Origin of the sequence: Bacillus sp. SIMBA_074, assembly GCF_046534555.1 — a bacterium.
Classification (GTDB): Bacteria; Bacillota; Bacilli; order Bacillales; family Bacillaceae_G; genus Bacillus_A; species Bacillus_A mycoides.
In genome coordinates, this window is sequence record NZ_JAWRYM010000049.1 from 1 (window position 1) to 22,187 (window position 22,187).

The window sequence follows — 22,187 nt, forward strand, 5'->3', positions numbered from 1 at the left end:
ATTGAATTTGGAACTAAGGCTGCTTAATGAAAAGACACCTAATCTATTACTGTCTACTTGACTGGGGTAAGACCATTGGTAAGAAGTCATTCTATTTAATGCTAAATGAGGACATACGGAATAATAGCAAATTAGGGAATGTAATATGTTCTTGCTTCCATTTCTTATAGTATTTAATAACTTTTGACTTCAATCTGGCTTTGTATAAAGCTTTTTTAACTTGAGAAATGAGCACAGTTACTCCTTTGCTCACAAATTAACTTTATAGCTTGCGATATCCCATTTCTCTATTTAAAAGTTTAGTTACACATTAAAACAATTCCATTTCCATACACCAAGTGAACATCAATTTGAAGGAAAACATGCAGATATTGAACTACATCTGGTCCATCAAAATGATCAAGGTCAGTTAGCAGTAGTTGGTATTATGATAAAAGAAGGACAAAAAAACGAAGGTTTTGCAGAAATGTGGGGAAATCTCCCGAACAGCAAAAATTCACAGGATGGTGTGCAGCATACCATTGATATAAAACAGCTTCTTCCTTCAGATCATTCGTCATTCCGTTACATGGGTTCTTTGACAACACCTCCTTGTACAGAAAATGTCCAGTGGATTGTGATGAAACAGACAATAGAGATGTCCAAAAAACAAATTGAAACGTTTCATAAATTATTCCCAACGAATAACCGACCAGTCCAGCCAATTAATGGAAGAGAAGTATCGTAAACATAAGGAATTATTGGAATAAAAAATAGTAGTGCGAGCAGCATAGCGAAGGTTTTGAAACCCAGACAATTTAAATAACGATGGTCTTGTTCAATGAGATTATTGAAATGTTTGATGGTACAATACTTTGCACCAGAACGGAAAAAAGCTGCTGTCCTAATGGGACAACAGCTTTTTCATTATGCTACGTCTTCTTTTTGTTCCTTTTGTAGTGTACTATTTTTGTAACCGTAACTGAAGTAGACAACAAGTCCAATTACAAGCCATATTGCAAAGCCGATCCATGTAGTTGCTGGGAGTTGTAATGCTAAGTATCCACAGAATAGAACAGCTAAAGCAGGAATCCATGGTACCAAAGGCACTTTAAAAGCGCGCGGTAGTTCTGGTTGTTTTTTACGTAAAATAATTACTCCAATTGATACAACGATGAATGCGAATAATGTACCGATATTTGTTAATTCTGCTAGTTTACTTAAAGGAACAAAACCAGCAAAGAAAGCAACCATAGTGGCAGTAATCCAACTATTGATAACAGGTGTTTTTGTTTTTTTATTTACGCGAGAAAGTACTTTTGGTAGTAAGCCATCGCGGCTAATTGCGTAAAATAATCGTGTTTGTCCATATAACATAACAAGTAATACAGTTGTAATTCCAGTAATCGCTCCTAAAGAAATGAAACCAGCAACCCAATCTTGTTGAATGTATTGTAGTGCAAATGCAACAGGATTTTTCACACCTAACTGATTGTAAGGTACAATCCCAGTTAAAACTAATGAAACAACGATATATAGAATCGTACAAATTGTTAAAGAAGCAATAATACCGATTGGCATGTTACGCTGTGGATTTTTGACTTCTTCAGCAGCTGTTGATACAGCGTCAAATCCGATGTAAGCAAAGAATACAGTTGCAGCCCCAGTTGTTACGCCAGAGAAGCCGAACGGCATAAAGGGTGTCCAGTTTTCAGGCTTTACATAGAAAGCGCCAACGCCGATAAATAGTAAGACAACAAAAAGTTTGATAGCTACCATGATAGCATTAAAACGCGCTGATTTTTTTGCTCCTCTTGTTAATAACAACGTCATTAGAAAGATGATACAGATTGCTGGTAAGTCTATATATGTTCCCGCTTCAGGATTATATGCGCTTGTTAAAGCCGTAGGTAATGTAATCCCAAATCCACTTAATAGACCTTGTAAATACCCTGACCAACCAGATGCAACAGCTGAGGAAGCTAATCCATATTCTAAAATTAAATCCCAACCTAAAATCCAAGCGATTAATTCTCCAAATGTTGCATAGCTATAAGTGTACGCACTACCGGATACCGGTACAGTTGATGCAAATTCAGAATAACATAAGGCTGCAAATACACAGGCTAAACCGGATAAAATAAACGACAAAACAAGTGCGGGTCCTGCGTGTTCTGCTGCGGCAACACCGGTAAGAACGAAAATCCCAGTTCCGATGATAGCGCCCACCCCGAGCATAGTAAGATCAAATGCACCGAGCTCTTTTTTTAAAGATGCTCCTTTTTGTTCTGACTGTGCTAATAATGCTGAAATAGATTTTTTTCGAAATAGATTCATATAGATACCTCACTTCTAGTTGTTGTAATATTCCGGAAAATAATATCATTTTGTCGTATAATGTCGAATCTTTGTAGTTCGTATTTTAATTCAAATAAATATTCTTGTAAATACTTATTTTTAGAAAATTAAATCTTTTAAGCGTACCTTTATTTCTTTTCACTTAATCCCTCTGTTCCAAATATATTCCTTCAAGAGAAAAACTTATATCCCTATATAAGTCATAGAGGATTGTTTGCATATTGACTTTAGTTTTATGTACAATAAAGGTAAAGATATAGTCTGAAACAGGAAGAGGAAAATCATGTCCAATTCATTAGTAAATTTACGTATCGATTTTGCCTTTAAGCAGTTATTTGGCACAAATGGGAATGAAGATATTTTAGTTGCCTTTCTAAATGCCATATTAAAAGATTCTTTAGAATCACCTATTGTTGCCCTATAATTAGAAGATCCACATTTGCATCGAGAATATGAAGAAGATAAATTATCAATTTTAGATATTTCGGCTACATTAAATACAGGAACAAAGGTAAATGTAGAAATACAATTGAATAACAATCACGATATGATTAAACGAAGCTTATATTATTGGGGAAGGTTATACACCTCTCAATTGCAAAAAGGAATGCCTTATAGCTCACTTCATAAAACAATTACCATAAACTTGTTAAACTTTGTGATGTTTCCAGAATATGAAGCGTTTCATACAACAGGAATCCTTTGGAATCAGCAACAACAAAAGTTATTAAGTGACGATATAGAAGTTCATATTGTAGAGATTCCAAAGTTACTACAGCAATGGCGTGAAGAGAAAGTTAATCCTTGGGAAGACTCGTTTGTTCGTTGGTTATTATTATTATCAGCGAATGAAGATGAGTACCTCACACAAACATTGGAGGACATTGCCATGAACCAAGATCCGATTTTACAAAAAGCAATGAATAAGTGGGAACGTATGAGTCAAGATTCTTCTTTCCGTCAAGCATATGAAGCAAGAGAAAAGGCCTTAATGGATGAGGCTGCAAAGTTTGCTCATGCTCGTAATGAGGGGAAAAAAGAAGGAATTCAAGAAGGGGTTCAGCAAGGAAAAACACAGATGATTAAAGGTATGCATGAACTCGGTGTACCACTTGAAACGATTGCTAAAGCCAGTAAATTAGACATAGATGAGGTTAAACGTATTTTAGAACAAAAATAATCAGTTCAAAAAAAGAACCTCTTAATTGGGTTCTTTTTTTGAGCTATTTGTCAACTAAGGGTAACACTAAATAAATTTTCATAGGTAATACTTATAACCTTATACTATGACACTTAACTTTATTTTCTTATATTAGAATTTAATTCGCATAAAAAACTAACATCCAAATTTCTTAGTTTTCATCTCTTTCTGGATTCACTCTATTATAATTTAGACTCATCGTTAAATATCCAATCTATTACTTATCGCCTCCCTATTAACCATAATAATTTTAAAAGAGTAATCCCCACTGTTATAAAAACAACAAATTAAATTTTTACAAAAGAAAACAACCTGTATAAAAACAGGTTGTTTTCTTTTATAGGGTAAAACAAAGAAAGAGTGGAAAAAAATGCACAAACTTCTAGGGCACAAGAAGTAAAACTATTGGAGAAAACTAAAAATTCTGATTTCTTACTAGATAAGGGTTTTTGTTTTCTCTTTCTTTGTTGTTATGAGTATAGCATTAAAAACGACATAAATCAACAAAAAATCTCACAATTCCTATTTTTTCGACATTATGCCGTAATTCCTTCACACATTATTTTTTTAAGCGCTATGTATATTTTATATCTGTTACATAATTATTTTATATATTAGGAAGTAAGTAATTCATCATAACTAATCCGGTTCTGGTGCAAAAAGATGATAAATAAAAAAGAATCAAGGATTCTTAAAGGAATCACCTATTAAGCAGTTAATCCAAACAGCTGGTTGATAATGTTTCCACTTAAATAAATTCTCCTTTTCCATACTGATCACACACCTTTTATAGAGTAGTACTATCAGTATTTCCAAGTTTGATAGACCATTTTCATATACTTCAAAGTTTTTGCACCAGAACCAAACAGCTACCATACTGAAAGTAGCTGCTTCCTAATGTATTCATCTTCTATGCATTTGTAGTAATGTGATCGTTAAATTTTCTAAATATCCATCATTTTTTATTTCTTGTATGACTTTTCCTTCTTTCATAAAGAGTATTCGATCACCAATTTCAGCAGCTACATCCATCATATGCGTGGAAAAAATAATCATTGTACCATTTCTTTTTAATGTCTTTAATATTTTTAAAAACTCATCTACCCAATACGGATCCAGCCCATTTGTCGGTTCGTCTAGTATCAAAATTTTAGGGTTTCCAAGACACGCCTGCCCAAATAAAAGTCTCTGTCTCATCCCTTTAGATAATCTATGTAAGCGTTCAGTTTGTTTCTCATTTAATCCTATTGTTTTAATAACAGCTTGTACCTTTTCTTTTCCTATATTTCGAAAAGCGGCATAAAACAATAAAAATTCTTGAACTGTCATATCTTGCTGTGCATGAAAATCATCTGGCATATAACCTATTTTACTCACATACTGTTTTCTATCCTTCTGTAATTCTATATTACCTAATTGAACAGTACCAGTTGTAGGCGTTGTAATTCCAGCTATTATATCAAGGAGCGTACTTTTCCCTGCTCCATTCCCACCACATAATACGATACACTCTCCTTCTTTGCTTTGAAATGAAATTGGAGATAATGCTATTTTCTTCTTATATCGTTTACATACTTCATTGAGATTTAATACTGTCATTTTTTTCTTCTCCTCTCCATTTGCCATCCCGCTACAAACAAGAACACAATTGTATAGATAATACAATATATTAATAGAATCCAAATAGCAGCTTTACTTTGAAAAAATATTACCAGTTGATCATATACTTGCCCAAATATTGCTCCACCACCTAATTGAATTACAAATATAATTCGAAGGAATTCAGCTGGGTTGCAAAACAATAACATTTTTATTAATGGTGCAATCATTGAATATGGAACAAAATTAAGGATGCTAATTAAAGCCGTTGGCCACATCATAATAAGAAGGAACCAAACTACAATACTTATCGCTAAAGCTTGCCACCTTGTTATAGAAAAAGAGCCAATTGTTATTCCCAGTAATAAAAATAAAAAGATTAGTAAAACAGAGAAGATATACGTTGCTACTACCCAAAACATATCAAAATTACTACCGCTTACTAATCCAATTACTATACTTACTCCAAAACTCATTGAAAAAATAGCTGTTTGCGCTATAAATTGTCCAATTGTTTTACCTATTACATATGAAGTACTCTTTAAAGGATACGTACATAAAAGTCTCCATTTCCCATTTTCCACCTCGCCTGCAATAGAAAATGCTCCTATAATTAACATAAGTAAAGGTACTATATATAAAATAAGGTTTACCATTGTACCAGTTACATTTGTATACCCTGCTAAAGCCTGAGTATTTCTTTCCATAACAAATATTACGGAAAACATAGTTATCCAAAGAAACAAAAACGTGTAGGCAAATTTACCGCTCACTGCACTACGCCATTCTGAATATAATATATTCCACATACCTACTCACCTCTCTACTGAAAAAGACAACCATAGTTGGTTGCCTTTTTCTAACTATTTTTTTCATAGCGATAGTATCTTATTAATGAGAATGTCCACTACCATGATCTTTCTTTTCTTTTCCCATCATCTCTTTATTCATTTCCCATTTATGTTCTACTAGTTCTTTATAAGAAAGGATTTCCCCAGTATGTTTTTCTACAAAGCTGTCTGCATCTTTCTTCTCTTTAAAAGAAATTACATTATAAGCCATCGGCGTCTTAATTGATTTGTCATATACATATGTAGCTTTATCAACTGCAACCCAATCTTTTGTATTGTAATCTCTTACAAATTTCTCTTGTGTTTTTTCATTTTTATGTTCATCCATCCATTTATACATACAACCAATATCATCAAATTTTAAAGCTTTTCCATTTTCTAAAATAACCTCAGTTGCAAATTGATTATCCATTACTGCCATATTACAAACATCACACTTATCATTTTTTTCATTAATAGCAACTGGCTTAGTTTCTTTCTTACCACACCCCACTACGGCAAATACCAAACATAAACAAATAGTAAATAACATATACTTTACTCTCATCAATTTTTCCTCCCTAAAAAAAACAATATACTTCCCATTAGTAACATGCTCACACTTACAACCAAAATGTTAGACTGAAATCCCACACCCTCACCTTTTTGCGAAACAATTTTCGGCCTCATACTAGGCTCTTTGTCCACCAATAAAGATTGATCTGGAATTTTTATGAAACTTTGTAAAATACGCATTCCTGGTGATTGAAAGAACAACTGATATTCTGGAATATCTTGTGTTAACAAGAGAAAATAGGCATCTGCTTTGTATGGAATATTACTAGTACCTGAACCATCTGTATCTACTTTTAAAGAAGCGTCCCAATAATTTTTATAGATATTGTTTTCCCTGCTTAGTGTAGCTTGCGACTCATTAACATTCCCTATCATTACATTTTGAGTAAATTCATTTGCACTGGCATCTTTAAATTGTAAACCGATAAAATTATTAGAGATTGAGTTACTCATAATAGTATTTTGCTTTGCCTTTTCTACATAAATCCCTACTCTATTATTAGCAATTTCATTTTGTAACACTTTTGTTTTTGTCGCATCATATAGTAATAAGCCTTGTGCATGAACATTACTTTTATTGTCAATAAAGTGATTTCCTACTACAGATGTTTCCTTTGTCCCCATAATCATAGCGCCTGTTGTATTTTCTTTTGATATATTTCTTTCAACAACAGTTCTATCAGAATACATAAGATGCATACCATAACGAGACTGCCAGATTGTATTGTCCTTTATTGTATTATTGTCGCTTTGTTCTAAATAAATCCCATCACGGACATTTTGGATTTTGATGTTCTCAATAAGATTACGATTGGATTGCCATAAATCAATTCCATTAGCCCGTCTTTGTCCAACAATCATACTGTTCTCAATTTTTATATTCCTAGCATCTTCTAACTTAATCCCCATGTATGACGCGTGTACTTCTAATCCACTGATGTAGTGCTTATCTCCCGCTACAAATATCGCTGGCTGATCTGTATTATCATTACATTGTTCTATTTTCAAATCTTTAAGGATAATGTTTTCCTTTTTTATTGTAATAACAGGATCCTTACCACAAGAGATTATTTTAGTATTTTTATCCCCTTGTATTGTAATCGGTTTCGATATTTTTATCGTTTCATTATAAGCTCTATTTTCTAATTTAATTGTTTCATATGGGGAAGCCGCGTCAATTTTTGATTGCAATGTAGACTCAGCATGAATACTTACTCCTGGAAAGCAAAAAACTATAAATAAAAGAAGAGAAGAACAAATTTTTTTCATATACATTTCCCTTCTCTCAAAGCTATTAGTTATCACTATAGAAGAGAATACCAATAATTTGTGTGAAATTTGTGAAAAATAAACGTGTTTTTTGTGATACATATAAAATTATTACCTGAAGACAAAAGAATCACTACACTTCATTAGAACATGAATTTTTTTTAAAACAAGTTTGTTTAAAGAAGCGAATACATACAACGGTTCTGGTGCAAAGATAGCATTTATTTGAAAGAGGTATATAGATTCCTAATGGAATCTATTCTTATGCAGCCATTCCGAATAGTTGATGAATAAACTTCATTTCATTTTGGACAGACTTGTCCCGTAATATAAGTTGGCCTTTTTTAATGATATGCATCGCTTCTATTCCTGAAAGAATAGATGTAGCTGTACGAAAAGATTTCAATCCTAACATTGAACGAACTCTCTTTTTAATAAAACGATGATCTTACTCTACAATATTATTAAGGTATTTTATCTGCCTTATTTGGATGCCTACAGGCATCTTTTTCTCTTTCTTCAACTCTTCAATCGCTATAGGATAGACTGGGTTTTTGTCTACGGTAATCACACGGGGCTTTGAAACATAAAAAGACTGCAAAGCTTTCTTGAAAAAACGCTTTGCAGTCCTATGATTTCTTGTTTTACTTAAATGAAAATCAATTGTATTTCCTTTTGAATCAACAGCACGATATAGGTACATCCATTGACCTTTGACTTTCACATACGTCTCATCGACTCGCCAAGAATCATTGGTTGACTTAAGATGACGTCGTACTCGCTTATCTAATTCGGGACCATATTGATGAACCCATCCCATGATAGTTGTATGAGCTAGGGATAGCCCACGTTCTTCCATCATTTCGACTAAATCACGAAAACCGAGGTTGTACCGTAGGTACCATCTCACGGTTAATAAAATAATATCCGGTTGATAATGTTTCCACTTGAATAGATTTTGCTTTTCCATACTGGGGGTCACATCCTTTTTTTGAGTACTAGTATCAGTATGTCCAAGTTTAGGAGGTTACTTACAAGCGTTTTGGAGTGTTTGCACCAGAACCCATTAATTTAAGTTATAATATTTTTTGCATAAAAAGAAATGTTGTTTTTCATGTATACCTATTAAATGAATACTTTGTATTAAGTTTGGATTATGAGCGATTGGATCAGGGAAATGTATGTGGCCAGCAATGTCATCTTCGATTTTAGAAAGCATTTTTTCTAAATTCTTCGTTTCATCATCTAGCCCTTTAATTAACCTTTCAAATGAAATTTTACCTTCTATTCCTTTAGGTGGTAGCAAAATAAAAGGTGCTTTCATTGGTTTGTTGTGTTTCTCTTTATATTCAGTATATATGTCCTTACTATGGGTTTTGTAAGGTGACTTTTTTCTTGCTGCAGCAATTGGTCTAGACAGTGGTAAATATAACTTATTTAATTGTCGAAATCGCCTGACCATTAAGTATAAATGATAATATGTTTCTCCAAAAGACCACTTATCCTTATAAGGCCGTTCCCATTCTTTGTTTTTGAAACACTGTATTTCATTAGCGAATTCTTCTCTTTGTTGATAAATTTTGTTAAAATGATTAGTCATGTAAATGCTCTGCATAATTCCCCCTGTGTATGTTAGTTAAAGTTTCTATAATTTGCGAATAGCACACTAACTTAATATTATAGTTAGTAAAGTTCTTTCCGCTTAACAAACACCAACTATAATTTTCGATAACCCCACGTACATAATGAAATAATTCACCTTCAATTTCTGTTTCATCCTTAATAAAATAATTCCTTACTAAAGGTGAATTGATATTGTTTTTAATGTCGAATAAACTAATCCCTTTACATTTCACATAACTTTCTTTAAAAGTCCATGCATCTGTAAAAAAATTGATTTGTTCTCTTTGTGATAGAGTTAATAAGTGTTTTAGTTCTTCTTGAGTAAAAAAGAATTGAGCTAACTCATGATTGCACCGCTTATATTCCTCAATATCAGCCCCTACGGCAGCATTATCACTGTAAGTACACATAACCCATTCATTACAATTTGAAATATTAAAGAAGCCTTTCGATAATAGAGGCTTCCCTCGCATATTATAGGTTATACTCAACGGATATTTCATTCTTTGTTTTGTGAACAGCACATACTGTATAAGTAAATCGCTGTACATAATATGAAGCTTTTTTTAGGATGTGTAGTTTTTTTAAATCTCTGTATAGCTCGTTTATAAGACTTTTAAATTATTCCTCCTAGCATTCGTTTAACAAACAGATTGATAGATAACGAACAATGTGTAGTTGATAATAAATTCATGTTGTTTATAATGAAATTATATCGTTTTTTCCATAAAATTCAATTTACATTTAAGGCCTAAATGTAAGATAAAAAACAAAAGGATGAAATCAGTTGTTTATAATGACAATAACGAACGGGGAGGTATACGATGTTGAAAAAAGAAGATCTGCGGATTATTCGAACAAAGAAATTTATATATGATGCTTTTATCAAACTGATAGCGGAAAAGGGATACGATGCTATTACCATTCAAGATATCGCAGATGAGGCACTCATCAATCGGGCAACATTTTACTCGCATTACAGGGATAAACAAGATTTGTTAACAAAGCTTAGCGAGAGTGCACTAGAAGAGTTGACAAGTAAGATGCTCCTATATGCCCATGTGCAGGGACATCAAATAGATTCTTCGAAACTCGAGGAAGTTTTACAATCGATATTTGAGTGTATGGTAAAACATGCGGACTTTTATAAAACCATGTTTGGGCCTCATGGCATTCATGATTTTAACCTACAAATGCAGCAGACTATTATGGATAATCTTGAACGAAATTACATTGAGCTTAAAATTGGAGAACATGACTCAGATATTCCAAAGGATATGGTATTACGTTTCTTCACTTCCTGTGTTGTTGGGATGGCAATTTGGTGGCTTCAAAATGACATGAAATATTCACCGAAATATACTGCACAACAGTTAGTGAAGCTTATGACTAAAGGACCCTTTTGTGCAGTAGGTTTTACTTTTTTTAATGAGCGCTAGAAAGAGCAACTGTACCGGGAATTGCAAAGGGTTCTGGTGCAAAAATAGAATAAAAGATAATAAAGCGCATAGATTTCTAACGAAATCGTATCTTATGCTGTAAGTCCAAACAATTGATGAATGAATTCTTTCTCGTTTTGGACAGACTGATCCCGTAAATAAACTTGTTCTTTTTTAATCATATGCATGGCTTCTACTCCAGAAAGTATGGATGTAACTGTGTCAAAACATTTGAACCCTAGCATACGCTTCTTTAGAAAGCGATGATCTTGTTCTACTATGTTATTCAGGTACTTTTGTTGTCTAAGTCGCATACCACCAGGTATGTTTTTTTCTTTTTTCAATTGTTCAATTGCTATAGTATAAGCTGAATTTTTATCGACTGTTATAACACGAGGTTTTGAAACATGAAAAGGCTGCAAAAAGCTTTTTGCAGCCTTTTCGTCCCGTGTTTTGCTCAGGTAAAAATCAATTGTATTTCCTTTCGAATCAACAGCACGATACAGGTACATCCATTGACCTTTTACTTTGATATATGTTTCATCGACTCTCCAGGAGTCACTTGTTTATTTAATTTGATGATTTTAAATTTAAAAATTATTTTTTTGTTGATAGGAGCTTGTATATGAAGGTAATGTGTATAAAAAATTCAGGAGATACATTTTCAGAGGGTTTATTAAAACAAGGATATAATCGAGACTCGATTATAAATTTAGAAATCCATAAGGAATATGTGGTTTATGGTATTAGTTCATTGAATGGAGAATTAGACTATCTAATCTTAGGTGAAAATGAAAACTTGCCTTCATGGTACCCAGCTGAATTGTTTGAAGTATCTAATCCTTTACAACCTTTAGAATGGTATTTTGCGGTTCATAAACATAGTAAAGAGACAACAATAGAATATATATGGGGTTATAAAGAATTAGCTTTAAACGATAGACATGTTCTTGGTTTGATAGAAAGAGAGAAAAAAGAGATCGAAATATTTTTAAAGCGTAAAGCTGAAATTGATGAATTTGAGGAATTGTAATAGTAAAGGAATTGATTAATGCATAAAAACCGTAGGAATAATTAATTTCTACGGTTTTTTGTACATAACTTTTAAATAAACACCTTATTTTTTGAAAAAGTTGAAGGCTCAAATGGAAGTTTTTCCGGTTTGCGATTTGAATCAATATGATATTTTCCAAATCGATTTTGTATTATCTGGTGGAACCGTAAAAACAGTAAAAACTATCGGTAAGGTAGTTGGGACTGTTGAGGATATTGAAAAGAAAGCGAAAAATCTTGATAAGGCTGCGAAAACAACTAATTTCACAAAGTATCCCACAGGTTTTGATGAAGTTGCTAAGTATGTAAAGGAACATAAAAAATTACCGGATAATTATATTACGAAAGATCTAGCTGAATCACTAGGTTGGGTGAAGAAAGAAGGAAATCTGCATAAAGTAGCTCCTGGTAAAAGTATGGATGGCGATATTTTTGAAAACAGAAAGAAGCAACTACCCGACGCTCCGGGTAGTACTTGGTATGAAGCGGATATTAATTATGTTTCAGGCTATCGAGGTAATGATAGAATTGTCTATTCTAGTGATGGACTAATTTATAAAACTTCGGATCATTATAAAACATTTACTGAAATAAAGTAGGAGGAGTTTTTATGGAATTTTTACATTTAGATGGTCGACAATTTACAAGTGAAGAAATTTCACACAAAATATTAAAGGAAAAGCTAGATCTTCCTGATTATTATGGAGAAAATGCTGATGCACTATGGGATTGCTTAATTGGATGGATAGATATTCCATTAACAATAGAATGGGAGTTTTTTAAAGAAAGTAAAAATATGTTAGGTCAAGAGGCAGATATAATTTTAGAAACATTTCAAGATGCTCAAGAAAAAATGTCAGGTAAATTCTACATTGTTGTAAAATAACTAAAAAGAACTTAGGTAAACATAAAAAACGTAGAAATAATTATTTTCTACGTTTTTTATTGTATCAATTTGAATACTTTCCCAGAGTGGCCCCTCATACCCAGAATTGTTTCCGTACCCCTTTAGGGGATACTTTAAAATCTTAGGTTGATTCCCATGTAGCGGAGCCTATATACATATTAAAATAATTAAGCCCTGCATATGCAGGGCTATTTTCTAATTACTTACTTACCAGAACCACAACGGCTTTTTCTTCTCTTTTGTAGCTGCTACTTCATCACGATATGTATAGGGGTACCGCCACACATCCATCAAGCTAAGGTTTTAACATATCCCAAAAACAAAAATTTTAAACACTTAAGGAATTTGTAAGTATCAAGTAAGAAAAACGAGAGCTTTGTTTCTTATAATTAAAATATAAAGTGAAGGAAGAAAGGTTGTTTCTGGGGTTAATATGCATGTGGAAAAAAGAGAAATCAACGGTTTGTTAGAGTAATAATATCAGTATGTACAAGTTTTAGAGATTACTTGCAAATATTTTGAATTTTTTGCACCAGAACCCTAATTACCATACCTGTTTTTTACCATCACATATTGGAGGTTAAAACATGAATAAAAAAAAGAAAATCCAAAAATCAGTACTTACCTTTATCCTACTCTTTTCTTTAGGTGTTTCATCTTTCCCGCTTACAACAGCTATTCACGCAGATACACGCGAAGAACAATCTGCAAAAAAGAAACTAATCTCTTTAACGGAGCGTACATCATTATTTTTTGAATATCTCCAGCAAGGTAAGTATGCAGAGGCACTCCAGTTGACGTCTGCTGCTTTTCAATCCAAGTTTACAGCAAACACATTACAAAACTGGTGGACACAAAGTGACTGGAGCGAGATAAAAAGCATGGGAACCCCCGTGATAAAAGAACGAAACTTGGTCCATCAGACGGTGGAAATTCCAGGAACTACCATGCCGCTACTCCTTAAATTTACACCTGGCGGAAAAGTAGATGAAGTTGGGGTAAGGATGCCTCCAGAATCTTATACCATCCCGCATCCTAGCTATGATCAACCTGCTTCCTATCAAGAACGTGAAATCGTCATTGGAAATTCTACATATCCGTTACCGGCCACATTAACGGTTCCGAAACATAAGCCTGGTGAGAAGGTACCCGTAGTTGTTCTTGTTCATGGTGCTGGCATCCATGATCGCGATAGTACATATCTGGGAACAAAAATCTTACGAGACCTTGCGGTGGGCCTTTCATCCAACGGAATTGCAGTGTTACGCTATGAAAAACGCACCTTAGAACACGCATTAAAGATGAGTGCAGAACCTGGTACATTAGACCGTGATACTACAGATGATGCCATATATGCAGCAAAATCAGCAGCACAGCAGGAAGGCATTGATCCAAGTAATATTTTCATTCTTGGACATAGCCTAGGAGCTGGCACAATCCCGCGTATACTAAGCAAAGCGCCTTCCTCACTTGTCCGAGGAAGTATCTTACTCGCGCCACCTGCACGCCCTTTGACTGACATTGCCATTGATCAGTATCAATACCTTGGGGCGTCAAAGGAAGAAATTGATGAACTAAAAAGACAGGTCGCTTTTATCCAGGATCCTACGTTCAATCCTGACCATCCTCCAGCTGGCTACAATTTTGGGTCGCCTCATTTTATGTATGATGTTTCTAGGTGGCGTCCAGTTGAAGAGGCAAAATCACGAAAAGAGCCTTTACTCATTCTGCAAGGTGCACGCGATTATCAAGTAACAGTAAAAGATGAATATACAAAATGGCAGGAAGGACTTTCAAACCGTGGGAATGTTCAGTTTAAAGAATACCCGAAATTGAATCATTTCTTCACGGAGGGTGATGGGGAATTAAGTCTTCCTAGTGAATACGAAATCCCTGCTAATGTTCCCGAGTACGTCATCCAGGACATTATTACATGGGTCAACGAGACAAAAAAATAAGATAGCATCAAAAGCCTTCATGCAATTATCATTGTGTGAAGGCCTTTTTGAGACTAGTGATTCAGACATATCTATTATTTTCGATATCATTTTATATAATATTTGCCCCATAACGAAAAATTAGAGTCTTTTATAGCAATGAAGTTCATTTTTATCGTTTTGGGTGCAACCTGTTCTGTTAGCTTGATAGCGATGGGCTGAACCCCAAAAAAAGAAAAAATTTGAAATAAAACCATAAATCCCTACATTCATTCCATATTTCGCTCTATAATGATAAAATGGTATTTTGTGATTACAGGAATTATATTATTCTGTTCAAATAGTATTTAAATTAAGCAATTTAAAGGAGTAATTAGAATATGAAAGAGGACAATAATTTTTCAATTAAGAAAATGTGGAAGATAACTAATCCTTCTAAAATTCATTTTATCTCAGGGTTAGTATTATCTATTGTTTCAAGTGTAATTTCATTGATAATACCTTTATTAATAAAAGATATAATGGATGAACTTTCAAAAGGTATATCTTTTGGTTTAATAAGTCAAATTTCTATTTTGTTAATTTTGGAAATAATCTTTTCAGCTTTTTCTCTTTATTTACTATCTAAAGTAGGGGAAGAAATAGTGAAAAACTTGCGTGATAAACTTTGGGGGAAGTTTTTAAAATTACCTGTAAAATATTACAATGATAATAAATCTGGTGAGATGGTAAGTAGAATAACTAGTGATACTACAGCAATAGTGAATATTATTTCATCTGAAATTGTTGATTTAATCACGAGTTGTATAACATTAATACTTTCTTTAATTATTTTATTTACGTTAGATGTTCCAATGACATTAGTTTTGATTTTAGTAGTACCGATAACCCTTTTTATTGTAATTCCTTTGGGAGAGAAAGTATATGACCTTTCTTTTCAAGAACAAAATAAAATGTCTCAGTTGACGGCTTATTTATCACAGACTCTTTCTGAAATTAAGCTTGTGAAATCTTATAATACTGAATTGAAAGAAACGGAAAATGGAAAAAAGCATTTTGATTTTCTTTATATGAATGGAATAAAAAGGGCTAAAATTAATTCTATATTAACTCCCGTTTTAGGGACATTTACTACTACAGTTTTAATTGGTGTAGTAGGTTTTGGTGCCTGGAGGGTAGATCAAGGTCTTATTAGTTCTGGTGAGTTAGTAGCATTTTTATTGTATCTGTTTCAAATTATGTCTCCTTTTATACAAATGAATCATTTTTTAACGAGTTTTCAAGAGGCAAAAGGATCTATGAAAAGATTATTTGAAATTTTAGAAGAAGAAGAGGAAGTTCAAGTTGTTACTAAAACATGTATTGGATTTCCAACACAATTAGAGTTTAAAGATGTTTCGTTTAGATATGATGAAAAAGAGAATGTTATTGAAGATATTTCTTTTAAAATTAAGAAAGGATCTTTAACAGCACTAGTTGGACCAAGTGGTTCTGGAAAAAGTACGGTATTTTCGTTAATAGAAAGATTTTATGATCCAACTAATGGAGATATTTTATTAGATGACGTATCTTATAAAAATATACATGTAGAAGAATGGAGACAGAAATTTAGTTATGTTTCGCAAGATACTCCAATTTTTTCAGGTACAGTTAGAGAGAATATTTTATATGGAAAAAATGATAAGGTTACAGATGATAAATTGATAGAAATTGCAACATTTGCAAATGCACATGAATTTATTTGCGGTTTATCGGATGGTTATAATACGCAGGTAGGAGAAAGGGGTAATCAACTTTCAGGTGGACAAAAACAACGTATTGCTATAGCTAGAGCTTTAATGCGTGATGCTGATTTTCTGTTATTAGATGAGGCTACAGCAAATCTAGATTCTGATTCAGAAAAACAAGTACAAAAGGCTATAAATACATTAATTCATAAACAAACAACTTTTGTAATAGCACATAGGTTGTCTACTATTGTACATGCTGATCAAATTATTGTATTAGAGGATGGTAGAATTACAGGCTTTGGAACTCATTATGAGTTATTAAGTAATCATGAATATTATCAAAAAGTTATTAAGCAGCAATTTGAAAGACAATAATTTATTTATTATTTAAGAGTTGAAAAAGAGCAAGTATTTGGGGTTTCTCCACATCACTATCAAGCTAAGCTTATGCAAAGTCAATTTTAGGCGAGATTGTTTCTTTTTTCTAAAGGGCAAGTGTAGGTGATTGAAAGATTTGCATACGAAATAAACCCTAACGGGTTTCACTTTTTTGAATTAAGCGGCTTGATTATCAGACATGGTACAATTGTAAACGACACCTAATATATCAAAGACCGTTTTTTTCTCATATCGATGAGATTTCCGCCCGTTTTGCTGTAGGAGATTGAACAGGCGAAGTAACACCTTTGATAGCTCTTGGGTGTCTTTTTGAATAGTTTGGAATAGAAGGAGAAAATAGTCTTTAATCACATATATTGCTTTATACTCACCAAGCTCCCGTTTTTTCTTCATGAGGAGTAATTGGCGCATTTGAAACATGATAGAAGAACAGAGTAGAATGGCAATCAATTGACCATATAAATGGCACTCCAATCGTTCTGGTTTTATCTTTTTACAATGATGAATTTGAAAGAATGACTTCCACGTTTTAAATAAAATTTCGATTTGCCAACGTAAAGAATACCAATCATGCACCTGCCCCATCGGGACAATATCTGTAGGGGTATTTGTCATATATACATTGATACCGCTAAGTCGTTTACTACGAGCAGAATACTTCATTCCTTTCTTTTTTTCTCTTACAGTTTGATCTTGTAATCGTTTTTGTTGTTGTTCTTTTGTTAGTCGATGAATAATCACACGAGTTGGGACTTTATCCGTCATTCCTACATAAGCGTTGGATATTTCATATGTTTGTCCTGGTTGAAGAGAGTTCATTACAACCTCCATATCTATCTGGATATACTCTGTACCTTTCTTGATTCTGCCATCTTGAAAATAATCAGGATTAGGATTTTTTTGATAAATACGTGTATTCGATTTGATACGTGAGATATAATAAGCCTTTTTATCTTGTATATGTTGAAGATCTTTCAAATGGAAATAACCTAAATCTCGGATACATAAATCATTCGCTGTTACAGTTGGGGCACACAGGGAACCGTAGGTTCGATCATGTTGTTTCCCTGGACCTGTATGGATATGAAGGAACTGTCCACTTAATAAATCATACTCAAGCTGAATCTTTACTCCCGCTGTATGGCTGCATCCTCCTGCACTTGGATAAACAAACGAAAAAAGATCTGGAAGTTGAAATGCAGTTGAATCTAAAATACGAATACGCTTGAAAACAGAGGTGTATGGAGAAGAAATTCGCATAGATGAAGTTAGTTTTTTATTTAGAAGGTTAGTCAATATGTGTTGTAAAAATTGAACGGCTGATCTATTAAACCTTTGATTCAGTCCTTCCGGACTGATGAGTACTTCTGTGGATGCCTCTAAACAGCTAGATAACTGAGCTAAAGAGGTTGTAGCGATATTTTGACTCATCCATATACATAAAGCGACTAAATCTTTTGCTTGGTATTTACTGGTTCGTTGTACGAAACCAACATCTCTAGCAAGATCCCGTAAGGTATTTGGAGATAAAAAACTTTGAATCTCTTGAGCAAATAGCTGTAATTTATCAGATACAGAAATAGACATACAAAAACGCCATCCTTTCCTATGATTCTACAAAAAGAATAGCGTATTTTTTCATTTTAGGGGAGGGTTTGTTGAAGTAGCCTGATAGCAATTGGTGGTACCCCTTATAGGATAATAGAAGTTTGCATTTTCAATTTTTTCACACTCTATTAACAAGGCAGTTATAGCATCCTGGTTTAGCGTTAAGAATGTGAATATATTCTACTTCTTTATTATCAAAAATTTCATCTATATTTTCTCTTAAATTTACACCTTCTGTAACCCTTGCTTCTACAATCATTGATTCAGCATTGTAGCCGCGTATAGATAGGTACCTATGATGTAACATAAGCGGAATTTCATTTACATCTAGCTTAGCGGTAGTTGCTCCCTTTCGTATAAATATAGGACCACTTGCTTTATAAGGCGAATTAACACTATGATATTGGTAATTCAGTAAGATTACCTCTTCTCCTACCTCTGCATCCTTCAAACTTATCCTGCAAGGATATCCAGGATTTTTATTTGCTATTATTTTGACTGCCCCGATACTTTTTAATGCTTCTTCATTCATTAGAAATAGGTTATTAAACTCCTTCTCTTGTAACGCAACGATTTGAAAGCTATTTCTCATATTCTATCCCTCCTTAATTAGTTGTTATAAAACATTTCACTAATGATGCTACCACTAAAGTTTATAAAACTTCTTCAATAATCCTGCCCGTTTATTGAAGAATGAATTTTCATAATCTTCATAGTAAGTTTAGCATAAAATTCCACAGGAACCTCTAAAAAACTCATCCTTTTTAAAAGATGATGATTGCCCAGTTTATTAATATCGTTTAAAGTAAATCGTTTATCGGTTAAACCTAGTTTCAGAGCTGGCGTTGACCTTGTTTTTTTAGATACTTTAGTAGCCAAACAGAAGTAGTAGTATGTTCTAAAAATATATATTTTTTATTTTGGGGGATAATGTATTTCTTAGCTTGATAGCGATGTGAAGATACCCCTAATAGGAAGTAATTTGTCTAACTCCTCCTTAGGATAATCCCTTTTGAAAATCTTTTTATTTAAATGTATAATTGTGTTAAAAGTCACAAATTTTAGAATTGAGGTGAATATCATGAAAAGTTTTGGTATGTTAGTACTCTCTACTATTTTTTCAGTGCTCCTAGTATATTATAATGTCGATTCCTTTTATAATAAATTTACATCAGGGAATACATATTACTGGGTAAACGTGATCCTAGCTGCTGGATTTCTTATATCCTTAATTATCAACATAAAAGATATCATCAAGAAAAACTACACAATTTCTGAATCGAATTAAGGGGCCTATTATGGTTCCTTTTTCTATGCAAAATAAAAAAGAAGCGGATTCGCTACTTAAAATTTGTTATTTTCCTGAAAGTAAACTTTTAGATAGAAGTTTACTTTCAGTTATTTTTAAAACAATCACCCCAACATACCATCAAACATTATGGAATAGCACCGATAAGGAGGCACTCATGAAAACTATTTTAATAATAATTCGTGGAAACTCAGGATCAGGAAAAAGCACAGTAGCCCGACAACTACAGCTACTCCTAGAAGACGCCTTACTAGTTCCACAAGATGTTGTTCGTAGAGACATACTTCGTGTAAAAGATACTGTCGGGAACTTATCTGTTGAACTTATCAAACAAATAGCACTTTACGGTATGAATAAAGTAAACTATGTAATTGTAGAAGGCATTCTAAGCAATAGTAAGTACAAAACTATGCTTACAGAACTAATTGATACATTTGAAGAAACTCACATCTATTACTATGACATTTCTCTCAAGGAAACAATAGCTAGACATAAAACCAAGCCCAATAAAAACGATTTTGGCCAAGTTGAATTAGCCGCTTGGTACATTGCTAAAGATTTTCTAGATTTACCAAACGAGAAAACTATTTCCGAAACTATGTCAGTAGATGAAACTGTCAAAATGATTATCTCTGATATTGAGACGGTTTCTAAAACATCTGAAGTAGATATTTAAGAATAAACCTCTATAACTAAGTTAAGTACGAAAACATTTTCCTACATAAAACAGAAAAAGTCCTAAATTAATAGGACTCTTTTTTTCCTTCTCTCGAAAGTAAACTTTTACCCATTAGTGTACATTCAAAATATTGATTTCATTAATCTTATTCGACTTTATCTATTTTTAACAAAATCAATAACATAAGTATACTTTCAAAACACTATAAATAAAGAAATCAAGAAATCTGTAAACAAAAAACATCTCATTAATATAAAAAAGAATGCCACCTTAAAAGGCAGTATTCTTTTTTATATTTTCATCTAAGCAACTAAATAATTAAATGCCATATATATGGTTAAAAATACACCTAATACTAATTCAAGACCGATAATTATATATGAAACATTTAAATTAAAATCTCTTATGCTTCTATATATAAACATAATCCCTAATAAGAAGAGTGTAACATATAAAAATTGACCGATACTAAAAGTTAAAGTACTCGATAGTAAAATTAAAATTATAAACAGCTTGTCTATCGTTTTATAATTAATTATTTTTTGTCCAACAAGTGGTTGCATAAATTCCCTCCTAATATTCATTTTCCTAATTATGGATATTATTAGACCTATTATATCATGAATTTTCTGTTTTTTTATGTTGTAAATAAGCTATTTATATAAGTTTACATAACACCAATTAAGGGTAAGCAATTAGTCTTGAAACTTACCAAATTCACTTATAACACACATTATATATGAGTTAAATGAACATTATAGCCAAGAAAATAAAAGTAGTAAAAATATGGCTAAACGTAAACAGTATGCTTTCATTTGTAATTGAATGCGAGAGCTTGGAATTATGACGAATAATTTTTTTCATTATAAAGCCATATAGGATTGAAATTACTGTAAGTACAAATAGTATAGTTAAAAATTTCATCCTATTATAGTCCACAGTTGTTGCTGTAATAATAGCAGGTTTTATGGCAAAGAAATATGCCATTAGATACATAAAGACATTCAAAGTACAATATACAGAAAAATTTATAATTTTTTTGTTCAAATTGATCCTCCTCATAAATAATATTGTTTACAACATCTCTTTCAGGATCATTTGGTATGATAACCTTTATACCATTAGATTCTAAATGTGATTTGTAAGCATCCTAATCTAGAATCGAAAAAACTGTGTAGGTTCTATGTCTCTATCAAATGATTTTTGCACCAGAACCAAAAAAAGAGATAAAAACACTTTTATTAAGTGCACTATCTCTTTTCGAATATGTAATGCATATCCCATGTAAATTTACCACATATTTTAATGGGACTTACAGATTGCTCTTCAACAAAAATTATATCTCATTTTTTGTAAAAAATATACGATTTTCAACTTTTTGTAAAATCCGCCGTGGAAATATATGCAATACAAATATATTGACATATTATATTTATCTATACCTATCGATTCGTATTATTACAATTAATATGAATCGAATATAAAAATATGTATTTCTATATAATTAAATATATGATTGGACTTTGTGATAATTCAATATCATGAGCTTTTCCTGTCTCGAGCTTTTCTCGATATATGTAAATATGAGGAACTTTATTACTAATAGGGGTAGAACCACACATCCATCAACTTAAGGATTTAGACTATTCTTAAACTTAAAAGCACGTTACTATTCTCTTATGTTAATGAGA

General features: G+C 32.6%; 19 protein-coding genes and 5 pseudogenes. 10 read left to right on the forward strand and 14 right to left on the reverse strand.

The window, feature by feature from the left end:
- Positions 1-304: 304 nt before the first annotated feature.
- Positions 305-727, forward strand: a pseudogene (locus SB773_RS28705) (carbonic anhydrase); the annotation flags it as partial.
- A 30-nt stretch (positions 728-757) separates the two neighbouring features.
- Here SB773_RS28705 and SB773_RS35385 read toward each other — a convergent pair.
- Positions 758-855: pseudogene (locus tag SB773_RS35385) on the reverse strand (IS6 family transposase); the annotation flags it as partial.
- A 51-nt stretch (positions 856-906) separates the two neighbouring features.
- A complete protein-coding gene (gene bcaP / locus SB773_RS28715; RefSeq protein WP_410593580.1) occupies positions 907-2,316 on the reverse strand; it encodes a branched-chain amino acid transporter BcaP in 1,410 nt (469 codons plus the stop codon).
- Positions 2,317-2,620: 304 nt separating this feature from the next.
- Between bcaP and SB773_RS28720 the strand changes: the two are divergent.
- A pseudogene (locus tag SB773_RS28720) lies at positions 2,621-3,517 on the forward strand (Rpn family recombination-promoting nuclease/putative transposase).
- A 924-nt stretch (positions 3,518-4,441) separates the two neighbouring features.
- Here SB773_RS28720 and SB773_RS28725 read toward each other — a convergent pair.
- From SB773_RS28725 to SB773_RS28755, 7 genes and pseudogenes are all read right to left on the reverse strand, one after another.
- Entirely contained in the window at positions 4,442-5,137 is a 696-nt protein-coding gene (locus SB773_RS28725; RefSeq protein WP_000217366.1) for an ABC transporter ATP-binding protein, read from the reverse strand.
- Positions 5,134-5,946: an ABC transporter permease gene (locus SB773_RS28730; RefSeq protein WP_002130508.1), complete on the reverse strand. Its 813-nt coding sequence runs from the start codon at positions 5,944-5,946 to the stop codon at positions 5,134-5,136. Before SB773_RS28730 ends, SB773_RS28725 begins: the two co-directional genes overlap by 4 nt.
- An 82-nt stretch (positions 5,947-6,028) precedes the next feature.
- Positions 6,029-6,535, reverse strand: a complete 507-nt coding sequence (locus tag SB773_RS28735; protein WP_063226457.1) for a nitrous oxide reductase accessory protein NosL — start codon at positions 6,533-6,535, stop codon at positions 6,029-6,031.
- On the reverse strand, positions 6,535-7,812 hold the full coding sequence (locus SB773_RS28740; RefSeq protein ID WP_064057008.1) for a right-handed parallel beta-helix repeat-containing protein: 1,278 nt from the start codon (positions 7,810-7,812) through the stop codon (positions 6,535-6,537). The genes SB773_RS28735 and SB773_RS28740 overlap by 1 nt, the downstream gene beginning before the upstream one ends.
- A gap of 262 nt (positions 7,813-8,074) precedes the next feature.
- A pseudogene (locus SB773_RS28745) lies at positions 8,075-8,782 on the reverse strand (IS6 family transposase).
- Between the two features lie 96 nt (positions 8,783-8,878).
- Positions 8,879-9,412 carry a DinB family protein gene (locus SB773_RS28750; RefSeq protein WP_098412988.1) on the reverse strand — a complete coding sequence of 178 codons (534 nt, stop codon included), beginning with the start codon at positions 9,410-9,412 and terminating at the stop codon, positions 8,879-8,881.
- Positions 9,405-9,938, reverse strand: coding sequence for a 4'-phosphopantetheinyl transferase family protein (locus SB773_RS28755; RefSeq protein ID WP_242477517.1), 534 nt, complete (start codon positions 9,936-9,938; stop codon positions 9,405-9,407). The genes SB773_RS28750 and SB773_RS28755 overlap by 8 nt, the downstream gene beginning before the upstream one ends.
- A 321-nt stretch (positions 9,939-10,259) precedes the next feature.
- Between SB773_RS28755 and SB773_RS28760 the strand changes: the two genes are divergently transcribed.
- Complete coding sequence (locus SB773_RS28760) at positions 10,260-10,874, forward strand: TetR/AcrR family transcriptional regulator (protein ID WP_410593585.1); 615 nt, start codon at positions 10,260-10,262, stop codon at positions 10,872-10,874.
- A 92-nt stretch (positions 10,875-10,966) separates the two neighbouring features.
- On the opposite strand, the pseudogene SB773_RS28765 reads toward SB773_RS28760, so the two are convergent.
- Positions 10,967-11,440, reverse strand: a pseudogene (locus SB773_RS28765) (IS6 family transposase); the annotation flags it as partial.
- Positions 11,441-11,499: 59 nt separating this feature from the next.
- Here SB773_RS28765 and SB773_RS28770 point away from each other — a divergent pair.
- From SB773_RS28770 to SB773_RS28790, 5 genes are all read left to right on the forward strand, one after another.
- Complete coding sequence (locus tag SB773_RS28770) at positions 11,500-11,907, forward strand: hypothetical protein (RefSeq protein WP_410593588.1); 408 nt, start codon at positions 11,500-11,502, stop codon at positions 11,905-11,907.
- 112 nt (positions 11,908-12,019) lie between these two features.
- The gene (locus SB773_RS28775) at positions 12,020-12,526 is read left to right on the forward strand and encodes a ribonuclease domain-containing protein (protein WP_410593590.1); all 507 of its coding nucleotides are present in this window, start codon (positions 12,020-12,022) and stop codon (positions 12,524-12,526) included.
- A gap of 11 nt (positions 12,527-12,537) precedes the next feature.
- Entirely contained in the window at positions 12,538-12,813 is a 276-nt protein-coding gene (locus SB773_RS28780; protein WP_410593595.1) for a barstar family protein, read from the forward strand.
- A 608-nt stretch (positions 12,814-13,421) separates the two neighbouring features.
- A complete protein-coding gene (locus SB773_RS28785) occupies positions 13,422-14,792 on the forward strand; it encodes an alpha/beta hydrolase (RefSeq protein ID WP_410593599.1) in 1,371 nt (456 codons plus the stop codon).
- Between the two features lie 359 nt (positions 14,793-15,151).
- Complete coding sequence (locus tag SB773_RS28790; RefSeq protein WP_410593601.1) at positions 15,152-16,876, forward strand: ABC transporter ATP-binding protein; 1,725 nt, start codon at positions 15,152-15,154, stop codon at positions 16,874-16,876.
- A gap of 180 nt (positions 16,877-17,056) precedes the next feature.
- On the opposite strand, the gene SB773_RS28795 is transcribed toward SB773_RS28790, so the two are convergent.
- Both SB773_RS28795 and SB773_RS28800 read right to left on the reverse strand, forming a co-directional pair.
- Positions 17,057-18,487, reverse strand: coding sequence for an IS4 family transposase (locus SB773_RS28795; RefSeq protein WP_410593603.1), 1,431 nt, complete (start codon positions 18,485-18,487; stop codon positions 17,057-17,059).
- A 139-nt stretch (positions 18,488-18,626) separates the two neighbouring features.
- Positions 18,627-19,100, reverse strand: coding sequence for a DUF1203 domain-containing protein (locus SB773_RS28800; protein ID WP_088007483.1), 474 nt, complete (start codon positions 19,098-19,100; stop codon positions 18,627-18,629).
- A gap of 489 nt (positions 19,101-19,589) precedes the next feature.
- Between SB773_RS28800 and SB773_RS28805 the strand changes: the two genes are divergently transcribed.
- Entirely contained in the window at positions 19,590-19,796 is a 207-nt protein-coding gene (locus SB773_RS28805; protein ID WP_098155444.1) for a hypothetical protein, read from the forward strand.
- A 10-nt stretch (positions 19,797-19,806) separates the two neighbouring features.
- Complete coding sequence (locus tag SB773_RS28810; protein ID WP_410593607.1) at positions 19,807-20,493, forward strand: AAA family ATPase; 687 nt, start codon at positions 19,807-19,809, stop codon at positions 20,491-20,493.
- Between the two features lie 305 nt (positions 20,494-20,798).
- On the opposite strand, the gene SB773_RS28815 is transcribed toward SB773_RS28810, so the two are convergent.
- Complete coding sequence (locus SB773_RS28815; protein ID WP_410593609.1) at positions 20,799-21,059, reverse strand: hypothetical protein; 261 nt, start codon at positions 21,057-21,059, stop codon at positions 20,799-20,801.
- A 181-nt stretch (positions 21,060-21,240) separates the two neighbouring features.
- Positions 21,241-21,543, reverse strand: coding sequence for a hypothetical protein (locus SB773_RS28820; RefSeq protein ID WP_410593611.1), 303 nt, complete (start codon positions 21,541-21,543; stop codon positions 21,241-21,243).
- Positions 21,544-22,187: the final 644 nt, after the last annotated feature.